The sequence below is a fragment of the Catenulispora sp. GP43 genome (assembly GCF_041260665.1).
Classification (GTDB): Bacteria; Actinomycetota; Actinomycetes; order Streptomycetales; family Catenulisporaceae; genus Catenulispora.
In genome coordinates, this window is sequence record NZ_JBGCCT010000001.1 from 779,212 (window position 1) to 799,262 (window position 20,051).

19 protein-coding genes are annotated in these 20,051 nt (G+C 71.6%); 11 read left to right on the plus strand and 8 right to left on the minus strand.

The annotated features are described in order from the left end of the window. Nucleotides 1-29: 29 nt before the first annotated feature. Nucleotides 30-251: a ribbon-helix-helix protein, CopG family gene (locus ABH926_RS03510; protein WP_370363777.1), complete on the minus strand. Its 222-nt coding sequence runs from the start codon at nucleotides 249-251 to the stop codon at nucleotides 30-32. A 236-nt stretch (nucleotides 252-487) separates the two neighbouring features. Further along, nucleotides 488-1,561 (minus strand): redox-regulated ATPase YchF, encoded by a 1,074-nt coding sequence (gene ychF, locus ABH926_RS03515; protein WP_370363778.1) that lies wholly within the window; start codon nucleotides 1,559-1,561, stop codon nucleotides 488-490. 203 nt (nucleotides 1,562-1,764) lie between these two features. Between ychF and ABH926_RS03520 the strand changes: the two genes are divergently transcribed. The 4 genes from ABH926_RS03520 to ABH926_RS03535 all read left to right on the plus strand — a co-directional run bounded on the left by ABH926_RS03520 (nucleotide 1,765) and on the right by ABH926_RS03535 (nucleotide 5,020). Continuing rightward, nucleotides 1,765-2,481, plus strand: a complete 717-nt coding sequence (locus ABH926_RS03520) for a hypothetical protein (RefSeq protein ID WP_370363779.1) — start codon at nucleotides 1,765-1,767, stop codon at nucleotides 2,479-2,481. Nucleotides 2,482-2,569: 88 nt separating this feature from the next. After that, nucleotides 2,570-3,664 carry a DNA recombination protein RmuC gene (locus ABH926_RS03525; protein WP_370363780.1) on the plus strand — a complete coding sequence of 365 codons (1,095 nt, stop codon included), beginning with the start codon at nucleotides 2,570-2,572 and terminating at the stop codon, nucleotides 3,662-3,664. 123 nt (nucleotides 3,665-3,787) lie between these two features. Then, nucleotides 3,788-4,408 carry a DUF6542 domain-containing protein gene (locus ABH926_RS03530; RefSeq protein ID WP_370363781.1) on the plus strand — a complete coding sequence of 207 codons (621 nt, stop codon included), beginning with the start codon at nucleotides 3,788-3,790 and terminating at the stop codon, nucleotides 4,406-4,408. Nucleotides 4,409-4,450: 42 nt separating this feature from the next. Next, complete coding sequence (locus tag ABH926_RS03535) at nucleotides 4,451-5,020, plus strand: hypothetical protein (RefSeq protein WP_370363782.1); 570 nt, start codon at nucleotides 4,451-4,453, stop codon at nucleotides 5,018-5,020. Nucleotides 5,021-5,025: 5 nt separating this feature from the next. Here ABH926_RS03535 and ABH926_RS03540 read toward each other — a convergent pair whose 3' ends face one another. Then, nucleotides 5,026-6,012, minus strand: a complete 987-nt coding sequence (locus ABH926_RS03540) for a 4-hydroxy-3-methylbut-2-enyl diphosphate reductase (protein ID WP_370363784.1) — start codon at nucleotides 6,010-6,012, stop codon at nucleotides 5,026-5,028. 97 nt (nucleotides 6,013-6,109) lie between these two features. Here ABH926_RS03540 and xseA point away from each other — a divergent pair, with 97 nt between their 5' ends. Further along, nucleotides 6,110-7,390 carry an exodeoxyribonuclease VII large subunit gene (gene xseA, locus ABH926_RS03545; protein WP_370363785.1) on the plus strand — a complete coding sequence of 427 codons (1,281 nt, stop codon included), beginning with the start codon at nucleotides 6,110-6,112 and terminating at the stop codon, nucleotides 7,388-7,390. On the opposite strand, the gene ABH926_RS03550 is transcribed toward xseA, so the two are convergent. Next, entirely contained in the window at nucleotides 7,365-7,868 is a 504-nt protein-coding gene (locus tag ABH926_RS03550) for an N-acetyltransferase family protein (RefSeq protein ID WP_370363786.1), read from the minus strand. The two genes, xseA and ABH926_RS03550, sit on opposite strands and share 26 nt — an antisense overlap. A 22-nt stretch (nucleotides 7,869-7,890) precedes the next feature. On the opposite strand from ABH926_RS03550, the gene ABH926_RS03555 reads away from it, so the two are divergent. Then, the gene (locus ABH926_RS03555) at nucleotides 7,891-8,148 is read left to right on the plus strand and encodes an exodeoxyribonuclease VII small subunit (RefSeq protein ID WP_370363787.1); all 258 of its coding nucleotides are present in this window, start codon (nucleotides 7,891-7,893) and stop codon (nucleotides 8,146-8,148) included. A 48-nt stretch (nucleotides 8,149-8,196) separates the two neighbouring features. Here ABH926_RS03555 and glpX read toward each other — a convergent pair whose 3' ends face one another. Further along, nucleotides 8,197-9,228 carry a class II fructose-bisphosphatase gene (gene glpX / locus ABH926_RS03560; protein ID WP_370363788.1) on the minus strand — a complete coding sequence of 344 codons (1,032 nt, stop codon included), beginning with the start codon at nucleotides 9,226-9,228 and terminating at the stop codon, nucleotides 8,197-8,199. A 172-nt stretch (nucleotides 9,229-9,400) separates the two neighbouring features. On the opposite strand from glpX, the gene ABH926_RS03565 reads away from it, so the two are divergent. Next, the gene (locus ABH926_RS03565; RefSeq protein WP_370363789.1) at nucleotides 9,401-9,991 is read left to right on the plus strand and encodes a DUF4245 domain-containing protein; all 591 of its coding nucleotides are present in this window, start codon (nucleotides 9,401-9,403) and stop codon (nucleotides 9,989-9,991) included. A 93-nt stretch (nucleotides 9,992-10,084) separates the two neighbouring features. After that, entirely contained in the window at nucleotides 10,085-12,145 is a 2,061-nt protein-coding gene (locus ABH926_RS03570) for an MFS transporter (protein ID WP_370363790.1), read from the plus strand. 120 nt (nucleotides 12,146-12,265) lie between these two features. On the opposite strand, the gene ABH926_RS03575 is transcribed toward ABH926_RS03570, so the two are convergent. From ABH926_RS03575 to ABH926_RS03585, 3 genes are all read right to left on the minus strand, one after another. After that, entirely contained in the window at nucleotides 12,266-13,111 is an 846-nt protein-coding gene (locus ABH926_RS03575; RefSeq protein WP_370363791.1) for an LLM class F420-dependent oxidoreductase, read from the minus strand. Between the two features lie 24 nt (nucleotides 13,112-13,135). Beyond that, the gene (locus ABH926_RS03580; RefSeq protein ID WP_370363792.1) at nucleotides 13,136-15,301 is read right to left on the minus strand and encodes a hypothetical protein; all 2,166 of its coding nucleotides are present in this window, start codon (nucleotides 15,299-15,301) and stop codon (nucleotides 13,136-13,138) included. Nucleotides 15,302-15,436: 135 nt separating this feature from the next. Then, nucleotides 15,437-15,865, minus strand: a complete 429-nt coding sequence (locus ABH926_RS03585) for a DUF3052 domain-containing protein (RefSeq protein WP_370363793.1) — start codon at nucleotides 15,863-15,865, stop codon at nucleotides 15,437-15,439. A 127-nt stretch (nucleotides 15,866-15,992) separates the two neighbouring features. Here ABH926_RS03585 and ABH926_RS03590 point away from each other — a divergent pair, with 127 nt between their 5' ends. The 3 genes from ABH926_RS03590 (at nucleotide 15,993) to ABH926_RS03600 (ending at nucleotide 19,923) form a co-directional block, all read left to right on the plus strand. Then, entirely contained in the window at nucleotides 15,993-16,802 is an 810-nt protein-coding gene (locus tag ABH926_RS03590; protein WP_370363794.1) for a response regulator, read from the plus strand. Then, nucleotides 16,795-17,955, plus strand: a complete 1,161-nt coding sequence (locus ABH926_RS03595) for a sensor histidine kinase (protein ID WP_370363795.1) — start codon at nucleotides 16,795-16,797, stop codon at nucleotides 17,953-17,955. The genes ABH926_RS03590 and ABH926_RS03595 overlap by 8 nt, the downstream gene beginning before the upstream one ends. An 84-nt stretch (nucleotides 17,956-18,039) precedes the next feature. After that, complete coding sequence (locus tag ABH926_RS03600) at nucleotides 18,040-19,923, plus strand: cell wall-binding repeat-containing protein (RefSeq protein WP_370363796.1); 1,884 nt, start codon at nucleotides 18,040-18,042, stop codon at nucleotides 19,921-19,923. Nucleotides 19,924-20,051: the final 128 nt, after the last annotated feature.

Consider the following 20,051-nt stretch of genomic DNA (forward strand, 5'->3'; position numbering starts at 1 on the left):
TACCACATGTTCACGTCGTACCGGGTTCCTTACTTGGCCAGCAGGTCCAGAGCCGCCTGGCTGCGCTCAACGGTGGCCTTCACCAACGCCATGAACTCAGGGTCGGCCTTACGAGCCTCGATGCGCTCCAACAAGGCGCCCCGGACCTCCTCGGCGACCGAGATGCCATCGGTCTTGGCAATCAGCTCCAGCGCTTCGGCCTGCTCGGCGGGGACACGCACAGTAAAGGCGCGAGTCTCGTTGCTGCTCATGGTTCTCCCTCCGGTGGAGATGCTTCCAATACGAAACCGCACCACGGTGCATTGCACCAGAGTGTGCGCGTCGGCCAGCCTTCTCTCCCGCTCAGCCGACCGTCGCACCTGACTCACCGGAGCAATCCATCCAGCACCAATCCAGCACCGGAACGCAGCAGGAGCCGAGCCCTAGCGGGCTCGGCTCCTGCGACCTGCGCGCTTGACAGGAACGACCACTCGCAGTAACGACTCGACTACACGTTGAACCGGAAGTCGACGACATCCCCGTCGGCCATGACGTAGTCCTTGCCCTCCATCCGGGCCTTGCCCTTGGCCCGCGCCTCGGCGACCGACCCGAGCTCGATCAGGTCCTCGAACGACACGATCTCCGCCTTGATGAACCCGCGCTGGAAGTCCGTGTGGATCACGCCCGCGGCCTCGGGCGCGGTGGCACCCTTGCGGATGGTCCACGCGCGCGACTCCTTCGGGCCGGCGGTGAGGTAGGTCTGCAGGCCCAGGGTCTCGAAGCCGACGCGCGCCAGCTGGTTCAGGCCCGACTCCTCCTGGCCCATGCCCTGCAGCAGTTCCAGGGCCTCGTCGTCGGGGAGCTCCATCAGCTCGTGCTCGATCTTCGCGTCCAGGAAGATCGCCTCCGCCGGGGCGACCAGGGCGCGCATCTCGTCCTTCAGCGCGTCGTTGGTGAGCTCGTCCTCGTCGACGTTGAAGACGTACAGGAACGGCTTGGCGGTCAGCAGGTGGAGCTCGCGCAGCGGTTCGCGGTCCAGGCGGGCGGCGAAGACGGTCTTGCCGGAGTCCAGGACCTTCTTGGCCTCCTCGACCGCGGCGACGGTGGCCTGGATCTCCTTCTTCATCCGCGCCTCCTTCTGCAGGCGCGGCAGGGCCTTCTCGATGGTCTGCAGGTCGGCCAGGATCAGCTCGGTGTTGATGGTCTCGATGTCGTCGGCCGGGGAGACCTTGCCGTCGACGTGGACCACGTTGGGGTCGGTGAAGACCCGGATCACCTGGCAGATGGCGTCGGCCTCGCGGATGTTGGCCAGGAACTTGTTGCCCAGGCCCTGCCCCTCGCTGGCGCCGCGGACGATGCCGGCGATGTCGACGAAGGTGACGGTGGCCGGGACCACCTTCTGCGAGGTGTACAGCTCGGCGAGCTTGGCCAGCCGCGGGTCCGGGACGCCGACCACGCCCTCGTTCGGGTCGATGGTGGCGAAGGGGTAGTTCGCGGCGAGCACGTCGTTCTTGGTGAGCGCGTTGAACAAGGTCGACTTGCCCACGTTCGGGAGTCCGACGATTCCGATGGTGAGCGCCATTGTCCAACTGTCCTATCGACGTCGCGTACGGGATGCAGAGCGGAGCCGGAATCGGCCCGTCCTCCAGTATCGCAGCCCGCCGGGACCGCTACGCCGATCGAGGGGACTCACCCGGTCCGGGACACCGGGTCCGACGCCCCCGGAAGCGCCCGCGCGAGGCTCGGGCCCGTCCGCGACCAGTGCGAGAGAACCCGGAGGTCGGCGTGCGGCACACCCGCGTCAGATTCAAAAAGACCGCCCTGGCCGCCGCCGGGCACTCGCACTACGCGAACTTCGACTTCGCCGGCGAGAGCGTGACCTTTCCGGCCTTCAACATCCCGCCCACACAGCCTTTCCCATCAGTACAGATCACCACGGACAGCACCGCGCCCTCCCAGGCTTCAGGCCGGAGCGCGTTCCTCAACGCCTCGACGCCCTTCGCGCAGGTCTTCGGCAGCTCCCAGGGCGAGCCCTACGCACTGCTGCGCTCCGCCAAGGGCCTGAACCCCTCGGCCACGGTCGTGCACTTCGACCGGCCGCTGGTCCCGGGCACCCGGGGCTTCGCCCTCGGCGACGTGGACGCCGAGAAGACCCGGGTCACCGCCTACGACGCCGCCGGCAGGCAGGTGCCGGTCGGCTTCCAAGGCTCGTTCAACTACTGCCAGGGCACGCCGCTGCCCAGCGTCTGCGCCGGCCAGACCGAGACCGAGACCGACCAGCCGACCTGGGACCCGGGAACCTCCTACCTGGTCGGCAACGTCGCCGACACCAACGGCGCCGCCGGCTGGTTCCGGCCGGACGCCGCGGTGAGCACCCGATCACGTCGCACTCGAACGGCACCGTCACCTACACCCCGGACCCCGGCGTCCCCGACGTCCCCGGCGGCCTGCCGGCCGAGGCCGTGGCGGCCCTGGCCCTGGTCGGCACCGGAGCGGCGCTGACCGTCGCGACGCGCGGGGCGCGCAAGGCGCGCGAGGCATAACCGCAGGACCCGCCGCACAGGCGTGCCCCGGGGGACAATATGGACCCATGATGCCTGTGCTGCTGCTGGTGATCGGGATCGCGTTCGGCGCGCTGCTCGGCGTGTTGTGGGAGCGGTCCCGCCGCCTGACCCTGAACTCGCAGGCGCTGGACCAGTCCGCGGACCGGCTGCTGGCGCTGGCCGGCTCGCAGTTCGACGCGGCGGGCCGGCCGATCAACGAGTCGCTGTCGCGGCTGGACGACCGGCTCCGCGACATCGAGCGGGGCCGCGCCGCCTCCCAGGCGGCGCTGGCCCAGCAGATCGACGACGTCCGCACCGCCGCCGGGGCGCTCGGCACCCAGACCGCGGCTCTGGTCACCGCGCTCCGCCGGCCCGAAGTGCGCGGCCAGTGGGGCGAGATGCACCTGCGCCGCGCCGTGGAGCTGGCGGGCATGGTCGACCGCTGCGACTTCGAGACCCAGACCGTGATCCCCGGCTCGCACGGCTCCACCGGCACCGAGGGCATGCTGCGGCCGGACCTGGTGGTGCACCTGGCCGGGGACAAGTACGTGGTCGTGGACGCCAAGACCCCGCTGGCCGCGTACCTGGACGCCGCGGAGAGCACGGACGAGACCGAGCGGATGCAGTTCCTGGCCTCCCACGCCAAGCACCTGCGCGCCCACGTCGACCAGCTGGCCTCGAAGGCCTACTGGCGGGCCCTGGGCGCCAGCGGCCGGCCGACGCCGGAGTTCGTGGTGCTGTTCGTCCCCGGCGAAGCTTTTCTTTCACAGGCTGTGGATATCGATCCGGACCTGCTGGAGCACGCCGCCGCGCGCCGGGTGGTGATCGCCACCCCGACCACGCTGATCGCCCTGCTCCGCACGGTCGCCTACGCCTGGACCCAGGACTCGCTGGCAGCGAACGCCCGGCAGGTGTTCGAGCTCGGCCGGGAGCTGTACGCGCGGCTGAACACGATGAGCGGGCACCTGGACCGCGTCGGCAAGGGGCTGAACTCGGCGGTCGCGGCCTACAACCAGTCGGTGGGTTCGCTGGAGACGCGGGTGCTGGTCACGGCGCGGCGGCTGAACGAGCTCGGGCTGGTGGACGAGGAGCTGACGGTGCCGGCGCAGGTGGAGATCCAGACACGGGCTTTGTCGGACTAGGAACCAGCGCTCACCCACCCGACGGCCGCAGCCGGCCGCAGCCCGCCGCTCCGACCAGCACACCTGTGTCCGGCGGCGTTTCGCTACCCGAATTGTGCGCAATCGCGTCGTAGGTTCGGATCTGTGAACGAAGGAGCCAGCCGCCTCGCGCCCCGCCCCGCCGCCCGGGTCCCGCAGACCCGCCGCGACCGCGACGCGCTGCGCCGTGAGCGCATGACCGCGCCGCTGGACTTCCGCTCCACCGGTCCCACGCGGCCCGGTTCGCGGCCCGGTTCGCGGCCCCGTCCGCGTCCGGCGGGCCAGGCCGGCGCCGCCGTCGGCGCCCCCACCGCAGCCCGGGCCGCCCGGGCCGCCAAGCGCCGCCAGGCCCTGACCGCCTGGGGCGTGCTGCTCATGGTCGCCGGGCCCACGATGACCGCCGCCGCGCTCGACGCGCTGCTCACCGGGGACGCGCACTGGCTCTTCGACCTGGTCTTCGTCGCCGCGTCCTTCCACGCCGCGACCCTGGTCCGGCGCCGGGACCTGCTGGCCGGCGTCATCGTGCCGCCGCTGGCGTACTGCGCCGGGCTGCTCACCGCGGTGCAGTTCGGCGTCATGGGGGCCGGCCACGGGCCGGTCGGCCAACTCGCCTCGGTCGGCGCGCTGCTCGCGGTCAAGCCGCGGCCGCTGTTCCTGGGCACGGCGCTGGCCGCGGTGCTGATCGCGGCGCGGTGGGCCGGGATGCGGAGCGCCGCCAAACGCTAGCCCGGCCCACCCCGCACGGCGAGCAAGCAAGGACCGCGAGAGATGAACGGCGAGATCTGGTTCGAGATCGACCCCGGCGGCCGCTTCCCCCTCGACGACTACAGCTGCCGCTTCCTGGCCGGGCTCCGCCGCGCCGCGCTGAGCTGGGGTCCGCTCGGCGTGATCGCCTTCGACTCCTGGGCCCTGGCGCTGGCCGGGCCGTCGGTACTGGCGGTGCTCACCGTCCCGGAGACGGCCCCGTTCGGGCTCCAGCTGCGGATGGCGCACAGGGAGTTCGGCGGCTTCTGGGGCGACGACTGCACGATCTGGGAGAACTACACCCCTAGTGCACCGGGCTTCATCAACGTACAGGACCCGGAAGCGGCTCCGGAGGAGATGGCACAGCGGGCTGCGGACTGGATCGCCACGCAGCTCTCCAGGCCGCTCCTCTTAGAGGAGCATCGCAGCCCCGCCTTAGGGCTCCGGCGTCGGACGTGGGTGTTCGCCGACACCGGAGAACGCCTGCCCTGTTGCCGCAGCTGCCACAAACCGCCGTTCCCGGGCGACGAACCGCGCCGGGGCCAGACCCTGGTCGCGCACATACGGGATGCGGCCCCCAGTTCCGCCTGGTGAGGCGGTTACGCCTCGCCGCCGCCCTCGCGCATGTCCTTGCGCAGCTCCGGCGGCAGCGCGAACAGCAGCTTCTCCTCCGCCGAGCGGACGACCTCGACCGTCCCGTACCCGCGCTCGGCGAGCCACGCCAGCACGCCCTCGACCAGGTCCTCCGGGACCGAGGCGCCGGAGGTCAGGCCGACCGTGCGGACGCCCTCCAGCCACTCCTCGCTGATCTCGGAGGCGAAGTCGACCAGGTACGCGGCACCCGCGCCGGCCTCCAGCGCGACCTCGACCAGGCGCACCGAGTTCGAGGAGTTCTTGGAGCCGACCACGATCACCAGGTCGGAGTCGGCCGCGATGCGCTTGACCGCGATCTGCCGGTTCTGGGTGGCGTAGCAGATGTCGTCGGACGGCGGGTCCAGTAGTAGCGGGAACTTCGCGCGCAGCCGGTCTACGGTCGCGGTGGTCTCGTCCACCGACAGCGTGGTCTGCGACAGCCAGGCCACCTTCGCCGGGTCGCGCACCTCCACGTCGGCCACCGAGTCCGGGCCGTCGACCAGGATAATGTGCTCCGGCGCCTCGCCGGTAGTGCCGACGACCTCCTCGTGGCCGTCGTGGCCGATGAGCAGGATGTCGTAGTCCTGCTCGGCGAAGCGCACGGCCTCCTTGTGCACCTTGGTGACCAGCGGGCAGGTCGCGTCGATGGTCTTCAGGCCGCGCCGGGACGCCTCGTCGTGCACGATCGGCGCGACGCCGTGCGCGGAGAACACCACAGTCGCGCCCTCGGGCACCTCGTCGGTCTCCTCCACGAAGATCGCGCCGCGGTTCTGCAGCGTCTGCACGACGTGCTTGTTGTGCACGATCTCCTTGCGGACGTACACCGGCGCCCCATAGAGCTCCAACGCCTTCTCCACGGTCACGACCGCGCGGTCCACACCAGCGCAGTAGCCGCGGGGCGCGGCGAGGAGGACGCGGCGGTCTTCAGGCGCAGAGACGTTCATGGTTCCCATGGTAGGCGGCCCGCCGGACTCCGCGTCCCATGATCGGCTCTCTCCACAACTTCGCCACGTCCGCGCCGCGTCGCCCCCGATGGCTACGCTCCTCTGTATGGCGATGCAATCCTCGGCCGAACAGCCCATCCCCGTCCGCGCGGTCTCCGAGGCGGTGGCCGGGTGGATCTCCCGGCTGGGGGCGATCTGGGTCGAGGGACAGCTGGCGCAGATCAACAAGCGGCCCGGGTCACAGATGGTGTACCTGGTGCTCCGGGACCCGTCCGCGGACGTGTCCGTGCAGATCACCACGTTCCGTCGGGTGTTCGAAGCAGTGGTGCCCCCGCTTACGGAGGGCGCACGGGTCATCGTCTACGGGAAGCCGGACTTCTACGTCCCGCGTTCCTCGTTCTCCATCCGCGCCGAAGAGATCCGACAGGTCGGCCTCGGAGAACTGCTCGCGCGCCTGGAGATGCTGAAGGCGAAGCTCAAGGCGGAGGGCCTGTTCGATCCGCGCAGGAAGAAGCCGCTCCCGTTCCTCCCGCACTGTGTGGGCCTTATCACCGGACGTGCCTCAGCGGCGGAGCGGGACGTACTGGAGAACGCTAAGCGCCGGTGGCCCGGAGTCCAGTTCCGGGTGGTGAACACCGACGTGCAGGGGCCGAAGGCGGTTCCGCAGATCCTGCCGGCACTGGCCCAGCTCGACGCGGATCCCGAAGTGGACGTGATCATCATCGCGCGCGGTGGAGGTTCTGTAGAGGATCTCCTCCCCTTCTCCGATGAAGCACTCATCAGGGCTGTCGGCGAGTGCGAGACACCGGTGGTCTCCGCGATCGGCCACGAGCCGGACTCCCCGATCCTGGACCTGGTCGCCGACTTCCGGGCCTCGACGCCCACCGACGCGGCCAAGCGGGTCGTCCCGGACGTCGCCGAGGAGATGGACCGGGTCGCGGAGTTGCGGCGCAGTGCGTGGCGCTCCGTGGCACGGATACTGGAACGCGAAGCCATGGGACTGACGTCCTTCCGGCAGCGGCCGGTACTGGCTTCTCCGTACTCGATGATCGACGGCCGCCGCAACGACCTCGACGAGCTCGTCCGGCGGGCCCGGTCCAGCGTCGGGCACCGTCTGGACCGCGCCGGCGACGACCTCGGGCACACCTTGGCCCGGGTCCGCGCGCTGTCCCCCATGGCGACCCTGGAGCGCGGCTACTCGATCGTCCTGGCGCCGTCCGGACACGCCGTGAGGTCCGCCGAGGAGGTCGGCGAGGGGGACGTGCTCGACGTCCGCCTCGCCTCCGGGCGCTTGAACGCGGCGGTCTCCGAAGTGTTCCTCTCCGACGCTCCTCCTACTGACGATTCTCCTGCTGACGCTTCTACTGGTGAGGAGCCCAGCGAGTAAGGGCGACGCCCTTGGGGTCTTCGAAGCCGAGTTCGCGGTAGAGCCCCTCGCCGAACTCACTGGAGTGGAGCTCCAGCCGAACGATCCCCTGAGCCGTGTACCAGTCAAGGAGTGCCTGGAGAACCAGGCGTGAGTATCCGCGCCGCCTATAGCGTTCCTCGGTACAGACTCCATATATATAGCCGGACTGCCCTGCCGGGTTCCGTGAGCTCGGCAGGCGCTCATCGATGGTGCCTATAGCGCTGGCCGCGAGACCGTTCCCGTCGAGCGCGTCGATGACGAAGCACACGGTCCCCGCCTCGTCCCCGGCCTCCAGCCACATACGGAGCTTCTTCACGGCCGCCACATGGTTCGGCTCGTCCGCCGCGGGCGGCTCGGCCCCGAACACGTCGAAGGCCATCTTGTGCCGCAGCCGCTGGATCTCTTCCTCGTCACCGGGCACGGCCCGGCGCACGCGTACTTCCTCGGTACCAGTCACAGCCGGAAACTATCCTGAAGCCATGGCGAACGAGACGACGATTATTTCCGGCGAGACTCCGGACCTGTCCCACCTCGGCTACGAGCAGGCCCGCGACGAGCTGATGGATGTCGTCCGGCGCCTGGAGACCGGCGGCCTGACGCTGGAGGAGTCGCTGGCCGCCTGGGAACGCGGCGAGGCGCTCGCCAAGCACTGCCAGGCGAAGCTTGACGGCGCGCGGGCCCGGCTGGACGCCGCGATCGGCGCCGGCAATGGGAACGGGAACGGCGAGGAGAGCTGAGCTCAAGCGCCCCGGGAGCTCAGGAGAGCTCCCGGGGAACGCCGGGAATCAGTGGAAAGCCACCGCGCTGTACTGCCGCAGCTTGTCCAGCCGGTGCTCGGAGTCGATGCGGCGCACCGTGCCCGACTTGGAGCGCATCACCAGCGACTGCGTCGTCGCGCCGCCGCCGGTGTAGTGCACGCCGCGGACCAGTTCGCCGTCGGTGATGCCGGTGATCGCGACGAAGCAGTTCTCGCCGGAGACCAGGTCGTCGGTGAGCAGGACGCGGTCCAGGTCGTGCCCGGCGTCCACCGCGAGCCGGCGCTCGGCGTCGTCCTTGGGCCACAGCCGGCCCTGGATCACCCCGCCCAGGCACTTGATCGCGCAGGCCGCGATGATGCCCTCGGGGGTGCCGCCGACGCCGAGCAGCAGGTCCACGCCGGTGCCGGGGCGGGTGGCCATGATCGCGCCGGCCACGTCGCCGTCGGAGATGAACTTGATGCGGGCGCCCGCCTCGCGGATCTCGGCGACCAGGCCCTCGTGGCGCGGGCGGTCCAGGACCACCACGGTGATGTCGCCGGGCTCGCGGCGCTTGGCGCGGGCCACGGCGCGGATGTTCTCGGCCACCGGCGCGGTGATGTCGACCACGTCCGCGGCCTCGGGGCCGGCGACCAGCTTGTCCATGTAGAACACGGCCGAGGGGTCGTACATGCTGTGCCGGTCGGCGACCGCGATCACGGCCAGCGCGTTGGGCATGCCCTTGCCGGCCAGGGTGGTCCCGTCGATCGGGTCCACGGCCACGTCGCACTCCGGCCCGGAGCCGTCGCCGACCTCCTCGCCGTTGAAGAGCATTGGCGCGTGGTCCTTCTCACCCTCGCCGATGACGACCACGCCGCGCATCGAGACGGTGTTGATCAGTTTGCGCATCGCGTTCACGGCGGCGCCGTCGGCGGCGTTCTTGTCGCCCTTGCCGACCCAGCGGCCGGCCGCCATCGCCGCCGCCTCGGTGACCCGGGCCAGCTCCAGCGCCAGGTTGCGGTCGGGGGCCTCGGAGCTGTCGGAGGTGTGGTTGTCGTTCGCCTGCGGGTCTGCGGCGTTCATGTATTTAGAGCTCCTCGAGGAGGGGGATCCGCATCGTCGCGGTTCACGAGGGATGTCGAGGGAGATCGTATCGAGGCTCGCACGAGCCCGGTACCGCGAAGTGGCCGGGGTCATGTCCGGCGCTGGCGGGACCCGGCGCGAACCTCAAGTGGACGGATGGGACCATATCCGTATGGCTCGCGTCTCTCCGCTGAAGAAGTCCCTGAGGGACATGCTGCTTTCCATGGCGGTGATCTCCCTCCCGCTCGTCGCGATCGTCGAGTGGTTCCCCCACGACTCCAAGAAGCCGGAGGACGCGGTCCAGACGGTCGACTACACGATCCCGCTGGCCCAGGCCCGCCGCGACGCCGACCTCCCCTTCCAGGCCTTGGCCCCGACCAGCCTGCCGCCGGGCTGGCGCGCCACCTCGGTGCACGCCGACTTCGACCCCGGCGCGCAGCTGCGCTGGGAGCTCGGCTTCCTGACCTCCGACGACCAGTACGTCGCGCTGGACCAGATCGCCGGCGGCAAGGGCCTGGACGAGTTGCTGACCCTGCAGGCCCCCGACGCCGCCCCGGTCTCCGGCGCCGGCGGCACGGTCACCGCCGGCGGCTACCAGTGGCAGGTCTACGTGACCCCGGACGGCAGCCGGCACGCGCTGGTGCGCACCACCGCGCCGGTGGGCAGCGCGGCGCCCACGACCCTGGGGAAGGTCTCGGTCGTGGTGTCCGGCAGCGGCGCGATGTCGGAGTTGGAGACGCTCGCCGGATCGCTGCAGCAGTAGGCCTCAGAGCCCGAACACCTCGAACACAAAGACGTCTCACCCATTCGCCGTCGCACCCTGGCACGCCTACGCGTTCCATGGTGACCTGAACACGTGAGCTCAGAGTCGACCGGCGGAGGCCGGCACGCGGCGGCCGCCGCCGGCGAGAAGAACGAGGTCCCGCTGGTCTTCGCCGGCGTCATGCTGGGCATGCTGCTGGCCGCGCTGGACCAGACGATCGTCTCCACGGCGCTGCCGACCATCGTCTCCGACCTCGGCGGCGCCAACCACATCTCCTGGGTGGTGACCTCCTACCTGCTGGCGTCCACGGCGCTGACGCCGCTGTGGGGCAAGCTCGGCGACCAGTTCGGGCGCAAGCGGGTCTTCCAGACCGCGATCGTCGTCTTCCTGATCGGCTCGGCGCTGTGCGGGCTGTCGCAGAACATGGGCGAGCTGATCGCCTCCCGGGCGCTGCAGGGCGTCGGCGGCGGAGGCCTGATGGTGCTGGCGATGGCGCTGATCGCCGACGTCGTGCCGCCCCGGGACCGCGGCAAGTACCAGGGCATGATCGGCGCGGTGTTCGGCGTGGCCAGCGTGATCGGCCCGCTGATCGGCGGCTTCTTCGTGGACAACCTCAGCTGGCGCTGGGTGTTCTACGTCAACCTGCCGATCGGCGCGGTCGCGCTGGTCGTGGTCGCCATCGGCATGCACACCCACACCGCGCACCGCAAGCCGGTCATCGACTACCTGGGCACCTTCCTCATCGCCGCGGCGGCCAGCTCGCTGATCCTGATCACCAGCTTCGGCGGCAGCACCTGGGCCTGGAGCTCGTGGCAGGTGTTCGGGTGCGGGGCGCTGGCCGTGGTGTGCCTGATCGGCTGGTTCTACGCGGAGAAACACGCCAGGGAACCGGTGCTGCCGCTGCACCTGTTCAAGAACTCGGTGTTCTCGATGTGCAGCACCATCGGGTTCGTGGTCGGCCTGTGCATGTTCGGCAGCCTCACCTTCCTGCCGCTGTACCAGCAGGTCGTGCACGGCGCGACGCCGACCGCCTCGGGCCTGCAGCTGCTGCCGCTGATGGCCGGCGTCCTGGTCGCCTCGATCGGCTCCGGACAGCTGATCAGCCGGACCGGCCGCTACAAGATCTTCCCGGTCGTCGGCACCGCGGTGATGACGGTCGGCGCCTGGCTGCTGTCCCGGATGAGCGACACCACCTCCACCGCCTCCAACGCGGTCGCGATGCTGGTCTTCGGCCTCGGCCTGGGCCTGGTGATGCAGGTCCTGATCATCGCGGTGCAGAACAACGTCGACTACGAGGAACTCGGCACGGCCACCAGCGCGGTGACGTTCTTCCGCTCCATCGGCGGCGCGTTCGGGGCCTCGCTGTTCGGCACCATCTTCACCAACAAGCTGACGGCCGAGATCAAGGCCGCGGTGGCGGCCGGCAAGATCAATCCGGCCTTCCCGTTCCAGAAGGCGATCGAGGACCCGAAGCTCATCAAGCAGTTCCCGAAGCCGGAGGCGCAGCCCTTCCTGCACACCTACGCCCACGCGCTGCACTACGTGTTCCTCTACGCGGTCCCCCTGTGCATGGTGGCCTTCGTGCTGTCGCTGTTCCTGCGCGAAGTCCCGCTGCGCACCACGACCCGCGGTACCGGCGCCGCCGAGGCCTCCACCGGCCCGACGCAGCGCACGTCGATCGACGAGCTGGAGCGCGCGCTGACGATGCTGTCCAGCCGCCAGAACGTGAAGGAGCGGTACACGCAGACAATCAACAAATCAGGCATCGACATCACGGTGCCGGAGGCCTACGGCCTGTTCCGCCTGAAGCAGTACGGCCCGACACGCGTCGAGGACGTCCCGGCCCGCCTGAACCTCTCGATGGCCGAGATCCGCCCCCACCTCGACGCACTGGTCTCGACCGGCCGCGTCACGATCGAGGGCGCGCCGCCGTACCAGACGGTGGTGATGACCGAGGGCGGGGAGGCCGCGGTGGACGCGCTGTGCGCCGCCCGGCGCGCGATCCTGGTGGACCAGCTGGACGGATGGTCGCCGGAGCAGCACGCGGAGCTGCTGACGATGCTGCGGCAGCTCGCGGATTCCACGTTGGACCAGGAGGACCGGCGGCTGCTGGCCGGCGAGGCGACCGGGACGGCCACCGCGGCGGGGATGTGAGCGGAGGTTCCGCCCCCGCACCCCTGCCCCGGCCGCTCGCATCTCAACGTAGGCAGCGCTGTCCGATCCCGGCGGCAACCACCGCGTCGTGCACAGTCGCCGGGCATCTCGCCGGCAGCGCTACCCGATCTCCCGCAACCGCGGCAGCTCCGCCGCCAGCTGCTCGGCCCGCGCCACCGGGTCGTCGGTCTGCAGGATCAGCAGCGGGTCGCTGATCCCGATCGCCGCGAACTCCTCGACCGTGCGCCGCAGCGCGTCGAAGTCGTCGCCGACCCGGATCTGCACCGAGCGGCGGATGGTCGCCGGGTCGCGGCCGATGTCGGCGCAGTGCCGGTCCAGGACCGCCGAGGCCTCCGCGACGTCCGCCGGGGCGCCGCCGGCGGCGTTCCACACCGCCGCGTACTCGGCGGCCATGCGCAGCGTGCGCTTGCGGCCGCTGCCGCCGATCCAGATCGGCGGGTGCGGGCTCTGTACCGGCTTGGGCTCGGCGATCGCGTCCTTGAGCTGGTAGTGCTTGCCGTCGAAGGTGGTGCGGGGCTCGGTCCACAGGGAGGTGATGATCTTCAGTGCCTCCGCCAGCCGGTCCGCGCGGTCGCCGGCCGTGCCGAAGGGCAGTCCGAGCATCGTGTGCTCGTTCTCGGCCCAGGCCGCGCCGATGCCGAACTCCAGGCGGCCGCCCGACAGGTGGTCGACCGTGACCGCCATCTTCGCCAGCTCGGCGGGGTGGCGGTAGGTGTTGCCGGTGACCGAGACCCCGATGCGCACGTGCGACGTCAGCGCCGCCATGCCCGCCAGGGCCGTCCAGGCCTCGAAGATGTCCTTGGTCTCGTCGCCGCCGAGGCTGGCGAAGTGGTCCATGTTCCAACAGTGGTCGAAGCCGGCTTCGTCGGCGATGCGCCAGACGGCCTTGTACTCCTCGATCGTCGCGTCCTGGCTGAGCTTGATCCCGTAACGGAGGTTCGCCATACGCCAGTCCTACCCCATCGACGCCTACTTCGCCGTCAGCGCTCCGAGCTTCTTGCGCGCCCGCTTCCCGGCGAGTTCCTCCTCCGCCCGCGCCAGCCAGGGCCACGCGCCCAGCGCCGCGAAGCGGTCGGCCGCGGCCTCCAGCCGCGCCGGGTCCCCGTTCTGACGCCCGAAGGCGAGCAGCGTGCGCGCTTCCTCGTAGCGGTCGTCGGTCTCGGCGTGCAGCCGCAGGGCCTTCTCGAAGTGCAGCTTCGCCTTGCCGCCCTTGGCCTGGCCGACCTGTCCGAGGCAGCGTTCGGCGACGGCGCGGACCACGATCGACATCGACGCGGTCGAGGCCTCCCTCGCCTGCTCGGCCACCTCCCGCGCCCGAGCGACCTGCCCGGCCCGCACCAGCGCCTCGACCAGATCCCCGGCCACCGGCAACACCGACGGGTCCCGCACGCCCAGCCGTTCCAGCCCCTCGGCGACCCGGCCCAGCGCGGCCGCCGCCGCGTCCCACTGGCGGTCGGCCAGCAACGCGACACCGATGGCGTGCTGCGGCCACAGCCCATAAGCCTCGGACCCCGAGGACTCGGCCTCGAGCGCCGCCGCGTCCTCGACCGGCGCGCCCATCAGGGAACTGACACGCAGCACCAGTCCGCGCGCCACCGCCCGGATCGGCCCCTGCCCCAGCCGGGACGCCAGCGCGGCCGCCTCCATCGCGTCGTCCCGGGCCGCCGGCCAGCGCCCCGAACGGAAGCCCACCTCGGCCCGCACGGCCAACAGAGCGGGCAGATGTTCGGCCGCCCCATACGCGCGCAATAAGGCGATTGAGCGGTCCAGTACCGCTGCGGCGCCTCTGACGTCACACGTCCACATGGCCCCGGCCGCGATCGCCGGCACCGTCAGCGGCCCCATGTCCAGCGGATCGGACAGCAGCGCCGAGGACACCACCGGCGCCAGCATCGCCTCGGCGTCGATCGCGCGCCCGGCCAGGATCAGGCCGATCGCGGTGGTGTGGCTGCCGGTCTCCAGCAGGGCCTTGATCCCGGTCTGCGGGGTGCGCGGCACCGAGGTGCGGGTCGCGATGCCGTCCAGGCGGTGGTGCAGCGTCGCGTCGTCGGTGAGGACGCGCGCCTCCCGGATCGCCCGTCCCACGCCGCCCAGATCGCCGAGCAGCCGCGCGGTGTCGGCGGCGCCGGCGAGCCAGCGGGCCCGGGCGCCCGGATCAGGGGACAGACTCGCCGCGCGTCCGTACGAGGACCGCGCGGCCTCCAGCGCCCCGCGCATCCGCGCGCCGTCCGCGGCCCGGCCCAGCGCCTCGGCCGCCGGGCCGTCGGTGCCGGCCGCCGCGCCGGCGAGGTGCCGGGCCAGAATCTCGCCCTTCTCGGCTTCCCGCAGTTCGGAGATGGCGTCGACGAACGCCGCGTGTGTCGCCTGACGCTCGGTCGGAGTGGCGGTGGCGTATATGGAGGTCGCGACACCGAGGTCGCGGAACCGCCAGCCGGAGGTCGTGGCCTCCACGACGCCGTCGGCGACCGCCGGGGCCAGATCGCCGACCCGCAGCCCGAGGTGCTCCAGCGCGCCGCCGACCTCGTCGATGTGACCGGTCGCGCTGGCGGCCAGGACGAGGAGCGCCTGGGTGGTCGCCTTCGGCAGGTCCCCGGACCCGGCCGGTCGCTGCACCTGCACCGCCACCGCACCGAGCGCGCCGAACGGGGCCCGGCGCACATCGTCGACCCCGATGACCCAGGCCACCGGCGCCAGGCGGGTGGCCCGGACCGCGACCGCGATCGCGGTCGCCGACGGCTTGTCCAGCAGATGCGCGTCGGCGATCACCGCGACCACCGGCTGCACCGCCGCCGCCTGCGCGAGCAGTTCCCCGGCGGCCCGCCCGACGTGGCCGGCCCCGCGTTCGAGGTCGAGTCCGGCCTCGCCGTCGAGCAGCGGCCGGATCAGATCGGCCAGCCCGGAGAACGCTGAAAGCCCGCGCTCCGAAAGCCCGTACGCCGCGGTCTGCTCGACCCGGACCGGCTCGACCCGGACCTGCCCGGCCTGCGGATCACCGCCGGCCCGCAGCAGGGTCAAGCCTTCGACGACGGGGCCCGCGATCGCCGCGAGGTCCGTCGGAGCCGCCCCGCCGAGCAGGACGACGCCGCCCAAGCCACGCCGCACATGCTCAAGGAGGGTCTGCAGGGGCTGCCGCATGCGTATCAGCCTACTGGTGGAACGCTCGCGATATGTCGGATCCCGTCAACCGTGCTCCTGTTGAGACCTGTGAGACAGGTGTGAGCGGTGGGTCGGCCGCTTCCGGCGCGTCCGATCTCCCCGCCACGGCCGCGGCTAGCGCCGGTCGAGCCGGTACACCAGCTTCAGGCCGGACCACGTGGCGTCGATCGCCGCGATCTTGACGTCGACCAGCCCGATCGGCAGCGCGAGCGCGTCCTCGCGGACCGCGCTCTCCGAGACGTCGGTCACGATGCCCGAGGCCTTCTTCGGCCAGCACATCCACAGCGCGCCGCTCTTGGTGAGCAGAGACGGAAGCGTCGCGTAGTGCTCGGTGAGCGTCGCGCGGTCCTTGGCGAACGCCACGATCACGTCGTAGGGGCCCGCGCCGCCGTCCTCGGTCGTCTCCACCGTCACGTCGTAGGGCAGCGGCTGGGGATCGAAGCCGTCGGGCGCGTCGTGGAAGAGCACGTAGTGCCCGGCCTTGATGCCGAGCTTCTTGGGCAACGGGGTGCCGGAGTAACCGGAGGACTGCGGGGAGGTCACCTCCGCAACACTAGTCGTCACAGTTCCGTAAGCACTGGAAAGCCCCGATCAGCACCGCGCGCGGTGTTTCCTTGGAACGGGACAAGACGGACTGGCACAATGTGATCTCCAGGAGGACGCCGACCAGATGACCACGCCGGACACCACCGATGCAGCGCTCGGTAATGACATAGCCGCTGAGCGTCACGACGGCGAGCCGCCCCTGGACATCCTGGTCGTCGACGACGACGCCACCGTCGCCGAGGTCGTCGCCGCGTACCTCACGCGCGCCGGCTACCGCGTCCGCCGGGCCGCCGACGGACCCTCGGCCGTCGCCGCGGCGGCCGAGCATCTGCCGGACCTGATGGTGCTGGACCTGATGCTCCCCGGCTTCGACGGCTACGAGGTGCACAAGCGGGTGCGGGCCCTCGGCGAGGTCCCGGTCATCATGCTCACGGCGCGCGGCGAGGAGGGCGACCGGATCCTGGGCCTCCAGGTCGGCGCCGACGACTACGTCACCAAGCCGTTCAGCCCGCGGGAGCTGGTGCTGCGCGCGGGCAGCGTGCTGCGCCGGTCGCGCGGGCACGGCCGGGGCGGTGCCGGCGGTGCGGGCGGCCCGGGCGGCGCCGAGCCGCAGGCCCCTGAGGTCCTCACCCTGGGCCGCCTGGAGGTGGACCTCACCGCGCACCGGGCCCGGCTGGCCGGGGAACCGCTGGCCCTGACCGGCCGCGAGTTCGACCTGCTGGCGTTCCTGATGGCCAACCCCGGCCAGGCGTTCAGCCGCGCCGAGCTCATGCGGCAGGTGTGGGGCTGGTCGTTCGGCGACCAGTCGACGGTGACGGTGCACGTGCGGCGGCTCCGGGAGAAGATCGAGCCCGATCCGGCCGCGCCCTCACTGATCGTCACGGTCTGGGGAGTCGGCTACCGGCTCGAGGCTTCGGGGGGTCCCGGTGCGTGACCTGTTGCTGATCTTCGCCATGGGCGCCGGCTCCGCGGTCGGCGCCTCGCTCATCGGCTGGCTGGCGCTGCGGAGCCTGCGCGGGCGTTCGCTGCGGGCCTCGCTGTTCGCCTCGGCCGCGACCGGGGTCCTGGCGGTCGTCGCCGGCATCGTGATCGCCTCCCGGGCGATGTTCCTGTCCTCGCACGACGCCGGGGTCTCGGTCATCGTCTCGCTGTCCGGCGCGGCGGTGACGCTGGCGCTGGCCACCCTGCTGGGCCGCAGCGTCGCGGACGACAGCCGCACGCTGCGCAGTGCCCTGCAGGCCCTGGGCCAGGACGAGTCGATCCCGGGCCCGGCCCCGCACGGCAGGGCCCTGATGACCGGCGAGCTGGCCGCCCTGGACCGCGAACTGCGCGCCACACGAGCGAAACTGGCCGAGTCGCGGGAACGGGAGCGCGCACTGGAGCGCTCCCGGCGCGAGCTGGTCGCCTGGGTCTCGCACGATCTGCGCACGCCGCTGGCCGGGCTGCGCGCCATGGCCGAGGCCCTGGAGGACGGCGTCGCCACCGACCCGGCCCGCTACCACATGCAGATGCGGCTGGCCGCGGACCGGCTGGCCGGCATGGTGGACGACCTGTTCGAGCTCTCGCGGATCCACGCCGGCGCGCTGCGCCTGACCCTGGAGTCGGTGGCGCTAGCCGACCTGGTGGACGGCGCGCTGGCCGAGGGGCAGCCGCTGGCCCGGGCCCGCGGGATCGAGCTTTCGGGAGTGGTCACGGGCCCGGCCACGGTGCGCGGCGATGTCAGGGAACTGTCACGGGCGCTGTCGAACCTGGTGGTGAACGCGATCCGGCACACCCCCGAGGACGGCACGGTGCGCATCGAGGCCTCGGCGCTGGCCCCGGCCGGCGCGGACGGCGAGCCGCGGGTGCTGCTGGCCGTGACCGACGCCTGCGGCGGGATCCCGGACGAGGACCTGGAGCGGGTCTTCGACGTGGCGTGGCGCGGGACGGCCGCGCGCACGCCGGAGACGGAGAGCCCGGTCGGGGCCGGGGCGGGCCTGGGGCTGGCGATCGTGCGGGGCATCGCTGAAGCGCATTCGGGTGCTGTCACGGTGGGCAACGTCGACGGCGGATGTCGCTTTGAGATGCTTTTACCCATCCCGGCGTGAAGTTCTGGGCGTTTATGTTGAGGTAATACCTGCGATGCCGACGTAGGGCCCCTAGGGTGGTCCGGACTTACGGAGGGGATCGTTATGAAGCGCATTCGTTTGACCGCATCCGCCGTCGCCGCCTCGTCCCTGGGATCTCTCGGACTGGTCGGCCTCGCGGCGACCGACGCCCACGCCGCGTCGGCCACCCCCAACACGGCGTTCAGCGGCAAGGGCTTCGACACCTGTGTCGCGCCGAGCTCGACGCAGATGGACGACTGGTACGCGCACTCGCCATACCGGGGCGTCGGGGTCTACATCGGCGGGGCGTCCTACCACCCCGACCAGGACTGCAAGTCCTCCGCGAACCCGAACCCCCCGGCGGACGGCGGCTACAACGCCGACTGGGTCCAGCACCAGGCCGCGACCGGCTGGGGAATGTGGGCCATCTACGCCGGGCAGCAGGGACCGACGCTGACCGCCGCGGGTGCCGACCCGGTAGCCCTCGGCGTCTCGGACGCCAAGGACGCGGTCGCGAAGGCCGGCGCCCTCGGGTTCGGCTCGGGCACGACGATCTTCGTCGACATGGAGCCCTACCACGAGGACGCGACCGCGAAGGCCGTGGTGGCGTATCTGAAGAGCTTCGGCAACGCGCTGAACGGGACCGGCTTCAAGCTCGGCCTGTACGGCACCTCGGGCAACCCGGCCAGCGGCCACAGCGCTGTCGGCGACGCGGCCGCGGACCCGGGGCTCCAGGCCCAGATCTCCGCCGTGGACATCTCCGGCAGCACCTCGGACCAGCCGAACTTCAACGCCACGACGAACGACCCGTACGTCCCGGCGACCGACTGGGCCAAGCACCAGCGCATCCACCAGTACTTCCTGGACGTGACGCGCCAGTACGGCAGCTCGCCGGCGATCCAGGTCGACGAGGACGAGGTGGACCTGTCGCCCACTTCGCACGTGACCCTCGACCCGTCGCAGGTGCACGCCGTCCGCTGGGCCGGCAACGACCGCATCGGCACGGCGATCGCCGTGTCCCAGAAGCTGTGGCCGGCCACGAACAACAGCCTGGCCGACTTCTACGCCCCGGCCGACAAGCGCCCGCTGGCCAAGACCGCGGTGCTGAGCCGCTCGGACGACTTCGCCGACGCCCTCGGCGGCTCCGCCCTGGCCGCCCACGACAGCGGACCGCTGCTGCTGACCGAGACCGCGAGCCTGAACCCGGCGACCTCCGCCGAGCTGAAGCGGACGCTGGCCCCCGGCTCCACCGTCTACCTCCTGGGCGGCGAGAAGGCCCTGTCCCCGGCCGTACTCACGGCGGTGCAGAAGCTGGGCTTCAACCCGGTCCGCCTCGCCGGCGACGACCGCTTCACCACCTCGGTGAAGATCGCCCAGCAGATGGCCGGCGACATGAAGGATGCCGGCGGGCACCCGGCTGTGCAGCGTGTCCTGCTGGCGACCGCGTCGCTGTTCCCGGACGCCCTCGCGGCGGGCACGGCGGCGGGCGCGACCCCCGACACCGTGCTGGTGCTGACCAACGGCACGCAGATGCCCGCGGCGACCGCGTCCTTCCTGCACCAGTGGGCGGGCACCCCGGCGGGCGCGAACGTCTACCCGGTCGGCGGCGCGGCCAACACCGCGGCCAAGACCCTCGGCAGCGCGGTCCCGGCCGGCAACCTGAAGCTGAACGGCCTGGTCGGCGCCGACCGCTACGCCACCGCCGCCCTGGTGGCGCACCAGTTCTTCGGCGCCACCGGCACCCCGCACATGTACGCGGTCGCCACCGGCCAGAACTGGGCGGACGCCCTGTCCGGCGGCGCGGCGATGGGCACGCTGGACGGGCCGCTGCTGCTGACGCCGCCGACCTCGCTGGCTCCGGCCACCCGCGGGTTCCTCAATGACGAGAAGGCCGGCGGCTCGATCGAGGTCGGCGTGGTGCTCGGCGGTACGGCGGCGGTTTCGAACGCGGTTCTGAACAGCCTGTAAGCAGTCTGAAGAAGATTCTGTGAGGAGTCGGGGGGGGGGGGGGGGCCGGGGGCGGGCGGGGGGGGGGGGGCGGGGGGGGGGGGCCCCCCCCCCCCCCCCCCCCCCCCCCCCCCCCCCCCCCCCCGCCC